This window comes from Streptomyces lincolnensis (genome assembly GCF_021173675.1).
GTDB classification, from domain to species: Bacteria; Actinomycetota; Actinomycetes; order Streptomycetales; family Streptomycetaceae; genus Streptomyces; species Streptomyces lincolnensis_B.
In genome coordinates this window covers 86,430-101,159 of sequence record NZ_JAIHON010000021.1, presented here as the reverse complement: position 1 = coordinate 101,159, position 14,730 = coordinate 86,430, and the positions used below count along the sequence as shown (strand labels likewise).

Genomic DNA, 14,730 nt, shown 5'->3' with positions numbered 1-14,730 from the left:
TTAGTCCTCCCCCAGGATCTGCGGCACCTTGAAACGCTGCTGCTCCTGGGCCGGGGCGCCGGAGAGCGCCTGCTCGGGGGTGAGCGACGGACGGACCTCGTCCGCCCGCATGACGTTCGTCAACGGGAGCGGGTGCGAGGTCGGCGGTACGTCTTGGTCGGCGACCTCACTGACGCGTGCGACCGCGCCGATGATGTCGTCCAGCTGTCCCGCGAAGTGCTCGAGCTCTTCGGGCTTCAGCTCCAGACGCGCCAGCCGGGCGAGGTGGGCGACCTCCTCGCGCGTGATGCCAGGCATGCAGCGATCCTCTGGGGTGAGTGCGTGTGTGGTGTGGAGCCCAATCCTATGGGTCAGCGCCCCGTGCCCGTGAAACGGTTTCCTCGCCCCCGCCGCGACCTCGATCTGCGGGTGGGTGGGGGCTGGTCGCGCCCGCGCGGCGGTAGCCGCATATTCAGCACAGCCCCGCGCCCCTGGGTTTCTCAGCCCGTCCGGCGTTTGAGGACGAGGCCCCTTCAGGGCCGACAGGGGGGTCTGGGGGCGCAGCCCCCAGGGATGGGACGGGTAGGGGCGGCGGGGGCGAAAAAGCTACTCGTCGGCCGCGGCCGCCGGCAGGGCCGTCCTCGGGCGTTGCCAGCCGCGCGAACCCCGGGCCCGCAGCCAGGCCGTCGTCTCCTCCGGAGGCATCGCCGCCGCCACCAGCCACCCCTGTACGGCATCGCAGCCGAGATCGCGCAGACGTTCCCAGGTCTCGTCGTCCTCGACACCCTCGGCGACGACGAGGAGCCCGAGGGAGTGGGCGAGGTCGACGGTGCAGCGGACGATCTCGGCGTCCTCGGTGTCGATCGCGAGCCGCGCCACGAAGGAACGGTCGATCTTCAGTTCGCTCACCGGCAGGCGCCGCAGATGCACCAACGAGGAGTACCCCGTGCCGAAGTCGTCCAGGGACATCTTCACCCCGTGCCCGGTGAGCGCGGCGAGGGTGTCGGCGGCGCGCTGCGGGTCCTCCAGGAGGACGTGCTCGGTGATCTCCAGCTGCAGGGCGCCGGCCGGAACACCGTGACGGGCGAGACGCGCGGCCACCGATCCGGCGAAGCCGGGGGTGTGGACGTCGCGCGGGGAGACATTGACCGCGACCGGGACGAACAGCCCCTGGGAGCGCCACTCGGCGACCTGGCCGAGGGCGGTCTCCAGGACGTACTCGGTGAGGTGGGGCATCAGACCGGAGGACTCGGCGATGGCGATGAACTCGTCCGGCGGAACCTTCCCGCGCTCGGGATGCACCCAGCGGACCAGGGCTTCGAGGCCGGCCACCTGTCCGTCGAAGCGGACCTTGGGCTGGTAGTGCAGTTCGACTTCGTGCCGGTCCAGGGCCCGGCGCAGATCGCCGAGGAGGCCGAGCCGGTCCGGGGTGTTGGAGTCCCGCTTGGACTCGTAGACCTCGACCCCGGTACGGTCGCGCTTCGCCTGGTACATCGCCACGTCCGCCCGGCGCAGCAGCCCCTCGGCGTCGAGGGCGTGGTCGGGGAAGACGGCGACCCCGGCACTGGCCTCCAGGACGAGGGTCAGGCCGTCGAGGTCGAGCGGGGAGCTGAGGGCGGCGACCAGGCCGCGGGCGACCCGGGTCGCGGAGGTGGTGGAGTCGGCGACCGGCAGTAACACGGCGAACTCGTCGCCGCCGAGCCGGGCCGCCTCGGCGCCGCGCGGCAGCGCCAGCCGGAGCCGGTCGGCTATCTGGAGGAGCAGCCGGTCACCGGCGAGGTGTCCCAGCGTGTCGTTGACCGAGCGGAAGCGGTCGAGGTCGATGAGCATCAGGGCGGCGCGGGCGTCGATGCGTTCGGCGTCGTCGAGGGCCGTCCAGATGCGCTCCAGCAGCCACTGGCGGTTGGGGAGCCCGGTCAGCGGATCGCGCAGCTGTTCCTCCGCCCGGGCCCGGGCTATCCAGAGGGTGGAGTCGAGGGCGATGAGCGGGATGGCGAACAGCGGCAGCAGGACGGGCTTGGCGGTGGCGACCACGCAGACCAGCGGGGCGATGCCGAGCAGCGCGGCCGCGACCAGGCCCTGTCTGATCAGGGCGGTGCGGGCGACGGTGGGCAGGCCGCCGGAGCGCGGGGCGTGCAGATACCAGCCCAGTGTGCGGGTGACGGCGAGGTAGGCGACGGCGACCAGCACCACTTCGGGAGCGGTGTAGAAGGTCCAGCTGTCGGGGTTCCAGGGGTGCTCGACGGACGGCACCCGGCCGAAGACGGCCAGCAGCAGGGCTCCGGCGGCGATGCCGAGGATGTCGACCGCGCCGTGCAGGACGCCCTGGCGCCAGCGGTGGCGGCGGGCCACCCCGACCAGCAGGACGACGGTGAGGCTGACCAGGCCTGCGGAGACCCAGCCGTAGAGCAGCAGGACGGCGAGGGTGAGGGCGGCGCCGGAGCCGGTGCCGCCCCACCAGCGGGAGCGGCCGAGGGCGACCAGGTGGCCGACGATGATGCCCGTCAGCACGGCCAGGGACCAGCCCACGGTGCCGGACGGGAAGAGCGCGTGGCCGCCGGTGAAGGCCCGGTAGAAGCCGGCGCCCAGGACGAAGGCGGCCGCCGCGACGACCGCGGCGGGCAGCGCGGGCCAGGACAGGTGGCGTTCCGTCTCGGCGCCGGACACCCCCGGGCCGAGGACGGCGGTGAGCTGGGGGGAGTCGTGGTTCTCGGTCTGCGTGTAGGGTCCGGCGACATACGGGCTGCCGGAGGCGTACTGGCCGGTGGTGCGTTGCCCGGTGCGCCCCTCCGCGCCCGGATGCTCCGCCGGCCGTCCGGCCCGCAGACCCGCCCGCCATGCGCCGGTCAGCCGGCGCAGCCGTGAGTCCGGGGCGGCGCTCTCGCTCGGTTCCATTCCCGTCCCTCTCACAGCCGGCGGTGCCCACGCCACGCGGCCCGGTGCCCGACAACAACCTTCAGCGGCGCCGCGTTGGAAATCCCTTCCCGCTGCTCCCGAAGAGTCTTCGAGAGCAAAGGGATGCCCCTGCCGCAGCTGGGCACGGCAGGCGCACATCTCAACAGTAGGCCGCAGAAGGCTTCCACGGGCACCGGTCGACGACGGTTGCCCGAATGCGACCCGGCCACCCGTATGCATCTGGTATGCGCCGATCGGGTGGCCTTCAACCGCTACTCCTCGCTACTCCTCTGCCGGAAGCGCGACTTCGGCGGCCGCCTCCGGTCCCTGTTCCAGCAGGACGGTGAAGCCGTCCTCGTTGAGGACCGGCACCTTCAGCTGCATCGCCTTGTCGTACTTCGAACCTGGATTGTCACCCACAACGACGAAAGACGTCTTCTTCGAAACAGAACCGGTCACTTTGGCGCCACGAATTTGCAACGCCTCCTTGGCGCCATCCCGGGTGAAGCGCTCGAGTGTGCCGGTCACGACGACGGTGAGGCCTTCCAGGGGACGCGGGCCCTCGTCCTCGCCGGAGCCCTCCTCCTCCATGCGGACGCCGGCGGCCTTCCACTTGCGGAGGATCTCCTGATGCCACTCCTCGGAGAACCACTCTTTGAGTGATTTCGCGATGATCGGGCCGACGCCGTCGGTGGCCGCCAGCTCCTCCTCGCTCGCCTGCTCGATGCGGTCGACCGAGCGGAACTCACGCGCCAGCGCCTCGGCGGCGACCGGTCCGACGTGGCGGATGGACAGGCCGGTCAGGACACGGGCCAGCGGGCGCTCCTTCGCGGCCGCGATGTTCTCCAGCATGCCGAGCGCGTTCTTCTTGGGCTCGCCCTGCTGGTTGGCGAAGACGGTGGCGACCTTCTCCTCGCCGGTCTTCGGGTCGCGCTTGGGCAGCCCGCTGTCCTGGTCGAGGACGTACGCCTTGATAGGCAGCAGTTGCTCGATGGTCAGGTCGAACAGGTCGCCCTCGTCGGTGAGCGGCGGCTCGGCCGGCTCCAGCGGCCGGGTGAGGGCCGCGGCGGCGACATAGCCGAAGTGCTCGATGTCCAGCGACTTGCGCCCCGCGAGGTAGAACAGGCGTTCGCGCAGTTGTGCGGGGCAGGTGCGGGCGTTCGGGCAGCGCAGGTCGACGTCGCCCTCCTTCATCGGCCGGAGCGCGGTCCCGCACTCGGGGCACTCGGACGGCATCACGAACTCGCGCTCGCTGCCGTCGCGCAGGTCCACGACCGGGCCGAGGATCTCCGGGATGACGTCACCGGCCTTGCGCAGCACCACGGTGTCGCCGATGAGGACGCCCTTCAGCTTCACGACGTCCTGGTTGTGCAGGGTGGCGAACTCGACCTCCGAGCCCGCGACCGTGACCGGTTCCACCTGGGCGTACGGCGTGACCCGGCCCGTGCGGCCCACTCCCACCCGGATGTTGATGAGCTTGGTGTTCACCTCCTCCGGCGCGTACTTGTAGGCGATCGCCCAGCGCGGGGCGCGCGAGGTGGAGCCGAGGCGGCCCTGGAGCGGGATCTCGTCCAGCTTGACGACCACGCCGTCGATCTCGTGCTCCACGGAGTGGCGGTTCTCGCCGTAGTACGCGATGAACTCCCGTACGCCGTCGAGATCGTCGACCACCCTGGCGTGCGGGGAGGTGGGCAGGCCCCAGGTCTTCAGCAGGTCGTAGGCCTCGGAGAGGCGGGTCATGCCGTCGAAGCCCTCCAGCGCGCCGATGCCGTGGACGACCATGTGCAGGGGGCGGGTGGCGGTGACGCGCGGGTCTTTCTGGCGCAGCGAACCGGCCGCCGCGTTGCGCGGGTTGGCGAAGGGCTTGTCGCCGGCCTCGACCAGGCGGGCGTTGAGCTCCTGGAACTTCTCCATCGGGAAGTAGACCTCGCCGCGGATCTCCACGAGGTCCGGGACGGCGTCTCCCTTCAGACGGTCCGGGATCTCGGCGATGGTGCGGACGTTGGGCGTGATGTCCTCGCCGGTGCGGCCGTCGCCGCGGGTCGCCGCGCGCGTGAGGCGGCCGTGCTCGTAGGTGAGGTTGACCGCGAGGCCGTCGACCTTGAGCTCGCACAGCAGGTGGTAGTCGGGCGCGCCGACGTCCTTGGCCACGCGCTCGGCCCAGGCGGCGAGTTCCTCGTCGCTGAAGGCGTTGTCGAGGGAGAGCATGCGGGAGCGGTGCTGGACGGCCGTGAACTCCGTCTCGTAGGCACCCGCGACCTTCTGGGTCGGCGAGTCCGGGGTGCGCAGCTCCGGGTGCTCCTCCTCCAGCGCCTCCAGGGTGCGCAGGAGCTTGTCGAACTCCGCGTCGCTGATGACCGGAGCGTCGTTCACGTAGTACCGGAAGCGGTGCTCCTCGATCTGCTCAGCGAGCTTCGCGTGCTGCTCCCGTGCCTCGGCGGGCACCGTCGTCTCCGCTTGCTTGTCGCCGGCCACCGTGTTGTCCTCCCGTTACTCAGGGTTGTCCGCGAGGGATCTCGCCGCCCGGACGCAGTGGGCGAGGGCCTCGCGCGCGTACGCGGGGGAAGCCCCCGCGAGTCCGCACGACGGAGTGACCGTGACCGCCTCCGCGAGAAGTCCCGGATGCAGCCCCAGCCTGCGCCACAGCGTCCTGACACCCATGACGCTACCGGCAGGGTCTGACAATCGGCTGTCCGTGCCCGGCACGACACCGACGAAGAGCCGAGTGCCCCCTTCCACCGCCTCGCCGATCGCGTCCTCGTCACGCTCGGTGAGGAGCGAGAAGTCGAAGGAGATCGCCGCCGCGCCCGCCCGGCGCAGCAGGGCGAACGGGACGTCCGGTGCGCACGAGTGGACCACGACGGGGCCGTCCCCGTGAACCCCGACGACGTCGCGGAGGGTGGACTCGATGAGCTGGCGGTCGACGGCGCGGTGGGTGCGGTAGCCGCTCGCGGTCTTCACATGGCCCCTCAGTACGGCGATGAGGGACGGTTCGTCGAGCTGGAGGACGATCCGGGCGCCGGGGGCGCGGCGCCCGACCTCCTCCAAGTGCAGCCGCAGTCCCTCGGCGAGCGAGGCGGCCAGGTCCCGGGTGGCGCCGGGGTCGGAGAGGGCGACCTCTCCGTTCCTCAGCTCCAGTGCGGCGGCCAGGGTCCAGGGGCCGACCGCCTGTACCTTCAGCAGCCCCTCGTATCCCTGCGTGAACTCCTCCAGCGCGTCCAGGTCCTCCCCCAGCCATGACCGTGCCCGCTTCGTGTCCCTCCCCGGGCGGTCGCCGATGCGCCAGCCGCTGGGCTCCACGCGTGCGTACAGGTCGACGAGCATGCCCGCGGTGCGGCCGATCATGTCGGCGCCGGGGCCTCTCGCGGGGAGCTCGGGCAGGAACGGGAAGTCCTCGAAGGAGCCGGTGGAGGTCTTGACGGCTTCCCTGGCGTCGCCTCCGGGGAGAGAGCCGATGCCGGTGGCCGGGCCGAATGCGGGGTTGGCGTTCACACCCCGAAGCCTAGTTCTCGCCCCCGCCGCCCCTACCCGTCCCATCCCCAGGGGCTCCGCCCCTTCGACCCCGAGCTGCGGGTGGGTGGGGGCTGGGCGCGCAGTTCCCCGCGCCCCTAGGTTTCTCAGCCCGTCCGGTGTTCGAGGACGAACCCCGGCCCAGGCATCTTCAGCCCGTCCGGCGTTTGAGGACGAGGCCCCTTCAGGGCCGACAGGGGGGTCTGGGGGCGCAGCCCCCAGGGATGGGACGGGTAGGGGCGGCGGGGGCGAGACAAGTTCTTGTCAGTTGCCCGGACGGACCGTCAGGTCGTTGATCTCCGCGTCCCGGGGGAGGTCGAGGGCGAGGAGGATCGTCGTGGCGACCGACTCGGGGTCGATCCAGCGGGAGGCGTCGTACTCCTTGCCCTCCTGCTGGTGGACCTTGGCCTGCATGGGGCTCGCCGTACGCCCGGGGTACACCGAGGTGACCCGGACCCCGTTGGTGTGCTCCTCGTGGCGGAGGGAGTCGGCGAGGGCCTTCAGCCCGTGCTTGGAGGCCGCGTAGGCGGACCAGTCGGCGTGGGCGTTGAGACCGGCACCGGAGTTGACGAAGACGACGTGGCCCCGGGCGGTGCGGAGTTGGGGCAGGAAGTGGCGGGTCAGCTCGGCCGGGGAGATCAGGTTGACGTTGAGCTGGTGGCGCCAGGACTTCGGGGTCAGGTCACCGACCGGACCCAGGTCCACCACGCCCGCGATGTGGAGCAGGGAGTCGACCCGGTCGGGGAGCGTCTGGTGGGAGAAGGCCCAGGACAGCTTGTCGGGGTCCGACAGGTCGCCGACCAGGGTCCGCGCCCCGGGGAACTCCGCCGCCAACTCCTTCGCGCGGCCCGCGTCGCGCGCGTGGAGGACGAGTTCGTCCCCGCGCGCGTGAAGGCGGCGGGCGACCGCCGCGCCGATGCCGGAGCCCGCTCCGGTGATCACATGAGTAGCCGTGTCCGTAGTAGCCATGCCCGCCATGCTCGCATCACCCCGGGGTCACTCGACGCTCTACTCGATGCCCTGGCTCTCCTCCAGGTAGGCCAGCGCGCCCACCGGCTCCTCCGCGAAGAACACCAGGTCGGTGAGGGGGACGGGCAGGAAGCCCTCGTCCTCCATACGGCGGAACTGTTCCTTCAGACCGTCGTAGAAGCCCGCGGTGTTCAGCAGGACCACCGGCTTGTCGGTGTGGCCGTGCTTCTTCAGTTCCAGGATCTCGGTCGCCTCGTCGAGGGTGCCGGTGCCGCCCACCATGACGACCACCGCGTCGGCCTTCTCCAGAAGCAGCCGCTTGCGTTCGGCGAGGTCACGGGCGACGACCATCTCGTCGACGCCGGAACGCGCCTTGGCCGCGAGGAACTCCACCGAGACGCCGACCAGCCGGCCGCCCGTCTCCTGGACGCCGTCGGCGACCACCTTCATCAGGCCGACGTCCGAGCCGCCCCACACGAGCGTGTGACCGCCCTTGCCCAGCAGTTCCGCGAACTCGCGCGCGGGGCGCGTGTACCGCTCGTCGAGGTCGGCGGCCGAGAGGAAGACGCAGATTCGCATGAGGTCACCGTACGCGGGAAGAACCGGGAACCCGCGAGTGCTTTTCGGATATGGCTGACGGACACACGATCACGATCGAGCAGGGCACCCGGCGCGTACGGGTCGTCCACGGCGACCAGGTGCTGGCGGAGAGCGAACGGCCCCTTCTCCTGCGGGAGACGGGCTGTCCGGTCCGGTACTACCTGCCGCCCGAGGACGTACGCCTCGACCTGCTGACCCCTTCCGAGACCCACACGTACTGCCCGTTCAAGGGCACGGCCTCCTACTGGTCGCTGCCGGACGCGGCGGACCTGGTCTGGGCGTACCCCGAGCCCAAGCCGGACGTCGCCCAGATCAAGGACCACTTCTGCTTCTACGACGTGGAAGAAGTGCAGTAGGCAATAAGGGCGGCCGGGGTGACTCAAACCACCCCGGCCGTCGCCCGCACCGTGGACGCGATCGTCGCCGAGCCCACCACGCGTGTGCCGTCGTAGAGCACGACGGCCTGGCCGGGGGCCACGCCGCGGACCGGCTCGGTGAAGGAGACCCGGAGCTCGCCGTCGACCAGTTCGGCGGTGACCTCGGTCTCGTCGCCGTGGGCACGGAGCTGGGCGGTGTAGGTGCCAGGACCGCTCGGGGCGGCTCCGCACCAGCGCGGCTTGATCGCCGTCAGTCCGTTGACGTCCAGGGCGGCGGCCGGGCCGACCGTGACGGTGTTGTCCACCGGGGAGATGTCGAGGACGTAGCGCGGCTTGCCGTCGGGGGCCGGGTGGCCGATCCGCAGGCCCTTGCGCTGGCCGATGGTGAAGCCGTAGGCGCCCTCGTGGGTGCCGACCTTCGCGCCGGACTCGTCGACGATGTCGCCCTCGGCCTTGCCCAGGCGGCGGGCCAGGAAGCCCTGGGTGTCGCCGTCGGCGATGAAGCAGATGTCGTGCGAGTCGGGCTTCTTGGCGACCGCCAGGCCCCGGCGCTCGGCCTCGGCGCGGATCTCGTCCTTGGTCGTCACCGTGTCGCCCAGCGGGAAGAGGGCGTGCGCCAGCTGCTTCTCGTCGAGCACACCGAGGACGTAGGACTGGTCCTTGGCCATGTCGGAGGCGCGGTGCAGTTCGCGGGAGCCGTCCTCGCGGACGATCACCTGGGCGTAGTGGCCCGTGCAGACCGCGTCGAAGCCGAGGGCGAGCGCCTTGTCGAGCAGGGCGGCGAACTTGATCTTCTCGTTGCAGCGCAGGCAGGGGTTGGGGGTGCGGCCGGCCTCGTACTCGGCGACGAAGTCCTCGACCACGTCCTCGCGGAAGCGGTCGGCGAGGTCCCAGACGTAGAACGGGATGCCGATGACGTCGGCGGCGCGGCGGGCGTCGCGGGAGTCCTCGATGGTGCAACAGCCACGCGCGCCCGTGCGGAACGATTGCGGGTTCGCCGAGAGGGCGAGGTGGACGCCGGTCACGTCGTGCCCCGCCTCGGCCGCGCGGGCGGCGGCGACGGCGGAATCGACCCCGCCGGACATGGCGGCGAGGACGCGAAGAGGACGGGTGGGCTGCGTGGTGTCAGTCATAACCCTTCAAGGGTAAGGGGACACGGGAACCGGAGCCCACGAGTATCCGTTCAGGATCACATGGGCGCGAGACGAGCCAAGGACAAGGACGCCGACCGGCGGATCGGGCGGCGGGCCCTGCTGATCGGCGGGACGGCCGCCGCGGTGGGCTCGGCCGTGCTGGCCCGGGACGAGCTGGCGCGGCTGTGGTACCGCGCGCCGGGCGTGACCAAGCCCCGCAAGGAGGGCGAGGTCGACTACGCCGGCGCGCGCTGGGTGGCCGCGTCGGACGCGAACTGGCGGCTCGCGGACCGCCCCGACGACTACGGCATAGACATGGTGATCATCCATGTCACCCAGGGCAGCTTCGACAGCGCGGTGAAGGTCTTCCAGGACCCGGGACACGGCGCGGCCGCGCACTACATCGTCCGCAAGGACGGCCACATCGCCCAGATGATCCGCGAGCTGGACGTGGCGTACCACGCGGGCAACCGCGACTACAACGAACGCAGTGTCGGCATCGAGCACGAGGGCTTCGTCGACAAACCCGAGGACTTCACCGACGAGATGTACGAGGCCTCGGCGCGGCTCGCGGCACGGATCTGCGCGCGCTACGACATCCCGGTCGACCGCGAGCACATCATCGGCCATGTGGAGGTGCCGGGCACGGATCACACCGACCCGGGCGAGGACTGGGACTGGGACCGGTACATGAAGCTCGTCCGGCAGGCGCACACGGCGGTGGCGACCTCCCGGACCTGACCGGTCAGAACAGCGCCGCGACCAGTGCGACGGCGGGCGCGAGTCCCTGGCCGAGCGCTCCCCTCCACAGCCGCGGGAAGGAGACGAGGAACACCAGCGCGGACACGATCAGCGACGCGCAGAGGTAGACGATCAGCGTGCGGCCGACGGTGGCGTCCCCGGTGTGCAGGGCGACGACCCCGGCGACCAGGCCCAGGCCGAGCAGGATGTTGTAGACGGCGACGCCCGAGCGCCACAGCGTCACCTCGGGGGCGTCGGCGGGCGAGGTGGTCAGGAAGACGCGGATGGCCTGGCGGTCGTAGAAGAAGCGCTCCAGCGTGCCCACGACGAGGTGGATCAGGGCCGCGAGCAGGGCGAAGACCTGGGTGACGGTGTTCACGTCCGGAGTGTCCGCCGTTGTCCGGAGGTCGGCAAGGGCGTGCGCGTCGGGTCGCGCGCCCCACGAGTCCTGGCCGCGTGCCCCACGAGTCCGGGTCGCGCGCCCGGGAGTCCTGGCGGGAGTCCTACAGCAGGCCCGCCGCGCGCGCCCGCTCCACCGCCGGACCGATGGCCTTCGCCACGGCTTCGACGTCGGCCTCGGTGGAGGTGTGGCCGAGGGAGAAGCGCAGGGTGCCGCGGGCCAGGTCCGGGTCGGTGCCGGTGGCCAGCAGGACATGGCTGGGCTGGGCCACGCCGGCCGTGCAGGCGGAACCGGTGGAGCACTCGATGCCCTGGGCGTCCAGGAGGAGCAGCAGGGAGTCGCCCTCGCAGCCGGGGAAGGTGAAGTGGGCGTTGGCCGGGAGGCGGTCCTCCGGGTCACCGCCGAGGATCGCGTCCGGGACCGCCGTACGGACCGCCTCGATCAGGGCGTCGCGCAGGGCGCCGATCTCCCGGGCGAACCACTCGCGCTGCTCGGCGGCGAGCCGGCCGGCGACGGCGAAGGAGGCGACGGCGGGGACGTCGAGGGTGCCGGAGCGCACGTGCCGTTCCTGGCCGCCGCCGTGCAGGACGGGGACGGGGGTGTGCTCGCGGCCCAGGAGGAGGGCGCCGATGCCGTAGGGGCCGCCGATCTTGTGGCCGGAGACCGTCATCGCGGCGAGGCCGGAATCGGCGAAGTCGACGGGGATCTGGCCGAAGGCCTGGACGGCGTCGGCGTGCAGCGGGATACCGAACTCGGCGGCGGTGGCGGCCAGTTCGCGGACCGGCAGGACCGTGCCGATCTCGTTGTTCGCCCACATGACGGTGGCCAGGGCCACGTCGTCGGGGTTGCGGGCGATGGCTTCGCGCAGGGTCTCGGGGTGGACCCGGCCGTACCGGTCGACGGGCAGGTACTCGACCGTGGCGCCCTCGTGCTCGCCCAGCCAGTGGACGGCGTCCAGGACGGCGTGGTGCTCGACGGGGCTGGCGAGGACCCGGGTGCGGGCCGGGTCGGCGTCGCGGCGGGACCAGTACAGGCCCTTGACGGCGAGGTTGTCGGCCTCGGTGCCGCCGGAGGTGAACACGACCTCGCTGGGGCGGGCGCCGAGCGCCTCCGCGAGGGTCTCGCGGGATTCCTCGACCGTGCGGCGGGCCGCGCGGCCGGACGCGTGGAGGGAGGAGGCGTTGCCGGTGATGCTCAGGTGCGCGGTGAGTGCCTCGACTGCCTCGGGGAGCATCGGGGTGGTCGCGGCGTGGTCGAGGTATGCCATGGTGACGCCGATTCTACGGGCCGCCCACGGAGCGGCTTCGGCCGCCGTACGCCTTGGCCGGCGGGCCGCACCGGGCGTGGGTGCGGGCATGGGTGCCCCTAGAGCCCCCAGGACACCGTGCTGTCCATCTGCATGAACGTCACCAGGACCACCAGGTCGGCGACGCCCAGGCCCAGGCCCAGGTAGGCACGGCCCTTGCGGGCCGTGCCGCGCCAGAGGGCGACGGAGGCCAGGACGATGGCGACGGGGCCGAGGAAGATGTTGAGGACCAGGAGGCCCAGGAGGCCCAGGATGAAGGAGGCGACGGCCATGCCGTCGGCGTCGCGGGTGGGGTTGGCGGGGGCGTTGCGGCGGGTGGCCGGGGCGGTGAGTTGCATGACGGATCAGCTCCTGGAAGTCGCGAGGGGGGACGAGCTGGACGGCGGACGGTCAGTTGGTGGACGGACCGCGACGGCGGCCGTGGCGCTCGCGGATCGCGAAGATGCCGAGCCAGGCGGCGATGACCGCGGCGGCGACGAGGGTGAAGGTGAGCGGCGCGTGGGCGACGGTGCCCAGGACGACGCCGAGCAGCATGAGTGCGGCGACGAGGAACAGCATGGGACGGATCCCCCTCCGAACATGGCGACGAGATGACTCTCGTTACGGTTGGGTGAACAGTTGTAGTTACAGTTGTTCACTGACTCCAGAGTCTAGCGCGCCGTACGGCTTTTCAATTACGGAGAACAGTTGTTAACTGGATGACATGAGTCACACCCTCGGCATCCGACAGGCCCAGAAGCAGAAGACCCGACAGTCGCTCCTGGACGCGGCATTGGGACTGTTGGAGGGGCAGAGCCTGAGCAGCCTCGGCCTGCGCGAGGTCACGCGTGCCGTCGGCGTCGCCCCGACGGCCTTCTACCGGCACTTCCGCTCCATCGCGGATCTCGGCGTGGCCCTGGTCGAGGAGGCGCTGGGCAGCCTGCACCCGATGATCCGGACGACGGTGTCCACGGCGGACAACGGCAACCAACGCATCACACGCGCCATCGAGTTGATCGCCCGCCATGTGGAGGGGTACCCCGCACATGTCCGGTTTATCGCCCGCGAACGACATGGCGGGGTCGAGCCGGTCCGGGAGGCGATACGGGACCAACTGGCCCGGTTCGGCGAGGAGGTCAAGGCGGAGCTGGCCAAGGACCCCGAGTCGGCCGGCTGGAACGACGACGACCTGCTCATGCTCGCCAATCTCTACGTCGACCAGATGCTGATCACCGCCTCGCTGTTCCTGGAGACACTCCAGGCCCCGGAGGAGGAGCGGGAGCGGGTCGCACAGGTGGCGGAGCGTCAGATGCGGCTGATCAGCATCGGCCGACGTCACTGGCTGGACTGAACCGGACCCAAGGGGTCAGCTCTTGGTCGCCTGCGGGGTGGGAGCACCACTCGGGGCCGCGCCGCCACCCGAACCGCCGCAGCCACCACCGGGACCGCCGCCCTGGCCGCCACCCTGACCACCGCCGGGAGCACCACTCGGCGCGCCCGAGGGAGCACCGGACGGAGCACCCGAAGGAGCACCCGACGGCTTGGCACTCGCGGTGCCGGTGGGAGCGCCCGACGGCGCACCCGACGGCACCCCGGACGGCTGCCGGCAGTTCTGCTGCTGACCGGAACCGCCGCTGTCCGGGGACGACGAGGAGTCGCCCGAACCGCAGGCCACCAGGGCGAGGGGTGCCAGCGCCAGCAGGGCCACCGCGGGGACGAGACGCACACGCTTCATGAGGAACAGCTCCAAGGAGGATGAGGAGAACCTGAGGTCGTGCACTCAACCAACGCCCCTTAGGGCTTCTTTGGGACCGGCCTGTTCCTCACCTGTGCGCACGGCAAAGCGCGTCTAAAAGGCGCACAACTCCGTGACGGAGGGGGCCGCCCGGGCCAGTTCCGCGCGCACCTCCGGGGGCGAGATCACCTCCACGCGGTCGGAGAACGCCAGCAGTTGGCGGGTCTCGCGGAGGAAGCCGTACGACAGTCGCGCGGTCACCCACGCGCCGGTGCCGTCGTCGCCGTCGTCCTCGGGGAGTTCGGCCAGGTACGCCGCGTTCATGCGCAGGAACATGTCGAGCCGGTCGCGGCGGACGCGGACGGTGACGTCGAGTCCGCCGGGGCGTTCCTCGACCTGGCGGCGCAGCGTCTCCCAGGCGTCCGCGAGGTCGACGCCCGGGCGTACCAGACGCCGGCCTTGGAGACGAGGCCGTAGGGGTCGACGGTGTACGTCCTCGTCTCCGGCTCGCCGCTGTGCCGGTAGCGGAGCCTGAGGCGCCGGTCGGCGAAGACGGCGTCCTGGAGGACGTCCAGGTCCACGGTCCTCGCGGGCCCGCCGTTCCAGCGGGTGGCGTCGACCAGGATGCGGCGCGAGGTCACCTCGGCGGCCGGGCGGTGCGGGGCCGGGAGCGCGGCCATCACCTTGCGCAGGGCCGAGCCCAGGGCGGCGTCCAGGCCGAGGGTGGCGTGTGCGCCCTCGGCGGCCAGGATGAACAGGGCGCGGGACTCGTCGGCGGTCAGGCCGGTGACGTCCGTACGGAATCCCGCGAGCAGTTCGATGCCGCCGTGTCGCCCGCGCTCGGCGTAGACCGGGACGCCGGTGGCGGAGAGGGCCTCGATGTCCCGGTAGATGGTGCGGACGGACACCTCCAGCCTCTCGGCGAGTTCGCGGGCGGGGACTCTGCCGCGGGTCTGGAGGAGCAGGAGGATCGACAGGAGACGGTCGGACTTCACATGGTCAGGCTATGGCTGTACGTGCGCCTATCGACCAGCCACATCCGTCCGCGCGCGGCTTCAGGTCGCTCGTGGCCGGTCGCGCAGTTCCCCGCGCCCCTGAGTGGCTCT

The 14,730-nt window shown here is 71.4% G+C and carries 15 protein-coding genes and 1 pseudogene; 3 read left to right on the top strand and 13 right to left on the bottom strand.

Annotated features, from left to right (window positions below):
* The 6 genes from gatC to K4B79_RS42950 form a co-directional block, all read right to left on the bottom strand.
* The gene (gene gatC / locus K4B79_RS42975; protein WP_007384860.1) at positions 1-297 is read right to left on the bottom strand and encodes an Asp-tRNA(Asn)/Glu-tRNA(Gln) amidotransferase subunit GatC; all 297 of its coding nucleotides are present in this window, start codon (positions 295-297) and stop codon (positions 1-3) included.
* Between the two features lie 288 nt (positions 298-585).
* Positions 586-2,874, bottom strand: a complete 2,289-nt coding sequence (locus K4B79_RS42970) for a putative bifunctional diguanylate cyclase/phosphodiesterase (RefSeq protein WP_232032891.1) — start codon at positions 2,872-2,874, stop codon at positions 586-588.
* A gap of 282 nt (positions 2,875-3,156) precedes the next feature.
* Positions 3,157-5,349 carry an NAD-dependent DNA ligase LigA gene (gene ligA, locus K4B79_RS42965; RefSeq protein ID WP_232032890.1) on the bottom strand — a complete coding sequence of 731 codons (2,193 nt, stop codon included), beginning with the start codon at positions 5,347-5,349 and terminating at the stop codon, positions 3,157-3,159.
* 15 nt (positions 5,350-5,364) lie between these two features.
* Entirely contained in the window at positions 5,365-6,366 is a 1,002-nt protein-coding gene (locus K4B79_RS42960; RefSeq protein ID WP_232032889.1) for a methionine synthase, read from the bottom strand.
* A gap of 282 nt (positions 6,367-6,648) precedes the next feature.
* Complete coding sequence (locus tag K4B79_RS42955) at positions 6,649-7,353, bottom strand: SDR family oxidoreductase (RefSeq protein WP_374208581.1); 705 nt, start codon at positions 7,351-7,353, stop codon at positions 6,649-6,651.
* A gap of 39 nt (positions 7,354-7,392) precedes the next feature.
* A complete protein-coding gene (locus tag K4B79_RS42950) occupies positions 7,393-7,932 on the bottom strand; it encodes an LOG family protein (protein ID WP_232032887.1) in 540 nt (179 codons plus the stop codon).
* Between the two features lie 50 nt (positions 7,933-7,982).
* On the opposite strand from K4B79_RS42950, the gene K4B79_RS42945 reads away from it, so the two are divergent.
* Positions 7,983-8,309: a DUF427 domain-containing protein gene (locus K4B79_RS42945; RefSeq protein ID WP_232032886.1), complete on the top strand. Its 327-nt coding sequence runs from the start codon at positions 7,983-7,985 to the stop codon at positions 8,307-8,309.
* A 23-nt stretch (positions 8,310-8,332) separates the two neighbouring features.
* Here the strand turns inward: K4B79_RS42945 and mnmA are convergent, their stop codons facing one another.
* A complete protein-coding gene (gene mnmA, locus K4B79_RS42940) occupies positions 8,333-9,463 on the bottom strand; it encodes a tRNA 2-thiouridine(34) synthase MnmA (protein ID WP_232032885.1) in 1,131 nt (376 codons plus the stop codon).
* A 60-nt stretch (positions 9,464-9,523) separates the two neighbouring features.
* Here mnmA and K4B79_RS42935 point away from each other — a divergent pair, with 60 nt between their 5' ends.
* A complete protein-coding gene (locus K4B79_RS42935) occupies positions 9,524-10,204 on the top strand; it encodes an N-acetylmuramoyl-L-alanine amidase (RefSeq protein ID WP_232032884.1) in 681 nt (226 codons plus the stop codon).
* 4 nt (positions 10,205-10,208) lie between these two features.
* On the opposite strand, the gene K4B79_RS42930 is transcribed toward K4B79_RS42935, so the two are convergent.
* The 4 genes from K4B79_RS42930 to K4B79_RS42915 form a co-directional block, all read right to left on the bottom strand.
* On the bottom strand, positions 10,209-10,583 hold the full coding sequence (locus tag K4B79_RS42930) for a DUF1304 domain-containing protein (RefSeq protein ID WP_232032883.1): 375 nt from the start codon (positions 10,581-10,583) through the stop codon (positions 10,209-10,211).
* A 124-nt stretch (positions 10,584-10,707) separates the two neighbouring features.
* A complete protein-coding gene (locus K4B79_RS42925) occupies positions 10,708-11,871 on the bottom strand; it encodes a cysteine desulfurase family protein (RefSeq protein WP_232032882.1) in 1,164 nt (387 codons plus the stop codon).
* Positions 11,872-11,969: 98 nt separating this feature from the next.
* Complete coding sequence (locus tag K4B79_RS42920) at positions 11,970-12,248, bottom strand: DUF4190 domain-containing protein (protein WP_232032881.1); 279 nt, start codon at positions 12,246-12,248, stop codon at positions 11,970-11,972.
* 52 nt (positions 12,249-12,300) lie between these two features.
* Positions 12,301-12,468 carry a hypothetical protein gene (locus tag K4B79_RS42915; RefSeq protein ID WP_232032880.1) on the bottom strand — a complete coding sequence of 56 codons (168 nt, stop codon included), beginning with the start codon at positions 12,466-12,468 and terminating at the stop codon, positions 12,301-12,303.
* 145 nt (positions 12,469-12,613) lie between these two features.
* On the opposite strand from K4B79_RS42915, the gene K4B79_RS42910 reads away from it, so the two are divergent.
* Positions 12,614-13,240 carry a TetR family transcriptional regulator gene (locus tag K4B79_RS42910; RefSeq protein ID WP_067440121.1) on the top strand — a complete coding sequence of 209 codons (627 nt, stop codon included), beginning with the start codon at positions 12,614-12,616 and terminating at the stop codon, positions 13,238-13,240.
* Between the two features lie 15 nt (positions 13,241-13,255).
* Here the strand turns inward: K4B79_RS42910 and K4B79_RS42905 are convergent, their stop codons facing one another.
* Complete coding sequence (locus K4B79_RS42905; protein WP_232032879.1) at positions 13,256-13,624, bottom strand: hypothetical protein; 369 nt, start codon at positions 13,622-13,624, stop codon at positions 13,256-13,258.
* A 114-nt stretch (positions 13,625-13,738) separates the two neighbouring features.
* Positions 13,739-14,619: pseudogene (locus tag K4B79_RS42900) on the bottom strand (helix-turn-helix transcriptional regulator).
* Positions 14,620-14,730: the final 111 nt, after the last annotated feature.

Coding starts and splice junctions, on each gene's coding strand:
- gatC (WP_007384860.1), bottom strand. CDS start 297: ATGCCTGGCATCACGCGCGAGGAGGTCGCCCACCTCGCCCGGCTGGCG.
- K4B79_RS42970 (WP_232032891.1), bottom strand. CDS start 2,874: ATGGAACCGAGCGAGAGCGCCGCCCCGGACTCACGGCTGCGCCGGCTG.
- K4B79_RS42955 (WP_374208581.1), bottom strand. CDS start 7,353: ATGGCTACTACGGACACGGCTACTCATGTGATCACCGGAGCGGGCTCC.
- K4B79_RS42950 (WP_232032887.1), bottom strand. CDS start 7,932: ATGCGAATCTGCGTCTTCCTCTCGGCCGCCGACCTCGACGAGCGGTAC.
- K4B79_RS42945 (WP_232032886.1), top strand. CDS start 7,983: ATGGCTGACGGACACACGATCACGATCGAGCAGGGCACCCGGCGCGTA.
- mnmA (WP_232032885.1), bottom strand. CDS start 9,463: ATGACTGACACCACGCAGCCCACCCGTCCTCTTCGCGTCCTCGCCGCC.
- K4B79_RS42935 (WP_232032884.1), top strand. CDS start 9,524: ATGGGCGCGAGACGAGCCAAGGACAAGGACGCCGACCGGCGGATCGGG.
- K4B79_RS42925 (WP_232032882.1), bottom strand. CDS start 11,871: ATGGCATACCTCGACCACGCCGCGACCACCCCGATGCTCCCCGAGGCA.
- K4B79_RS42920 (WP_232032881.1), bottom strand. CDS start 12,248: ATGCAACTCACCGCCCCGGCCACCCGCCGCAACGCCCCCGCCAACCCC.
- K4B79_RS42915 (WP_232032880.1), bottom strand. CDS start 12,468: ATGCTGTTCCTCGTCGCCGCACTCATGCTGCTCGGCGTCGTCCTGGGC.
- K4B79_RS42910 (WP_067440121.1), top strand. CDS start 12,614: ATGAGTCACACCCTCGGCATCCGACAGGCCCAGAAGCAGAAGACCCGA.
- K4B79_RS42905 (WP_232032879.1), bottom strand. CDS start 13,624: ATGAAGCGTGTGCGTCTCGTCCCCGCGGTGGCCCTGCTGGCGCTGGCA.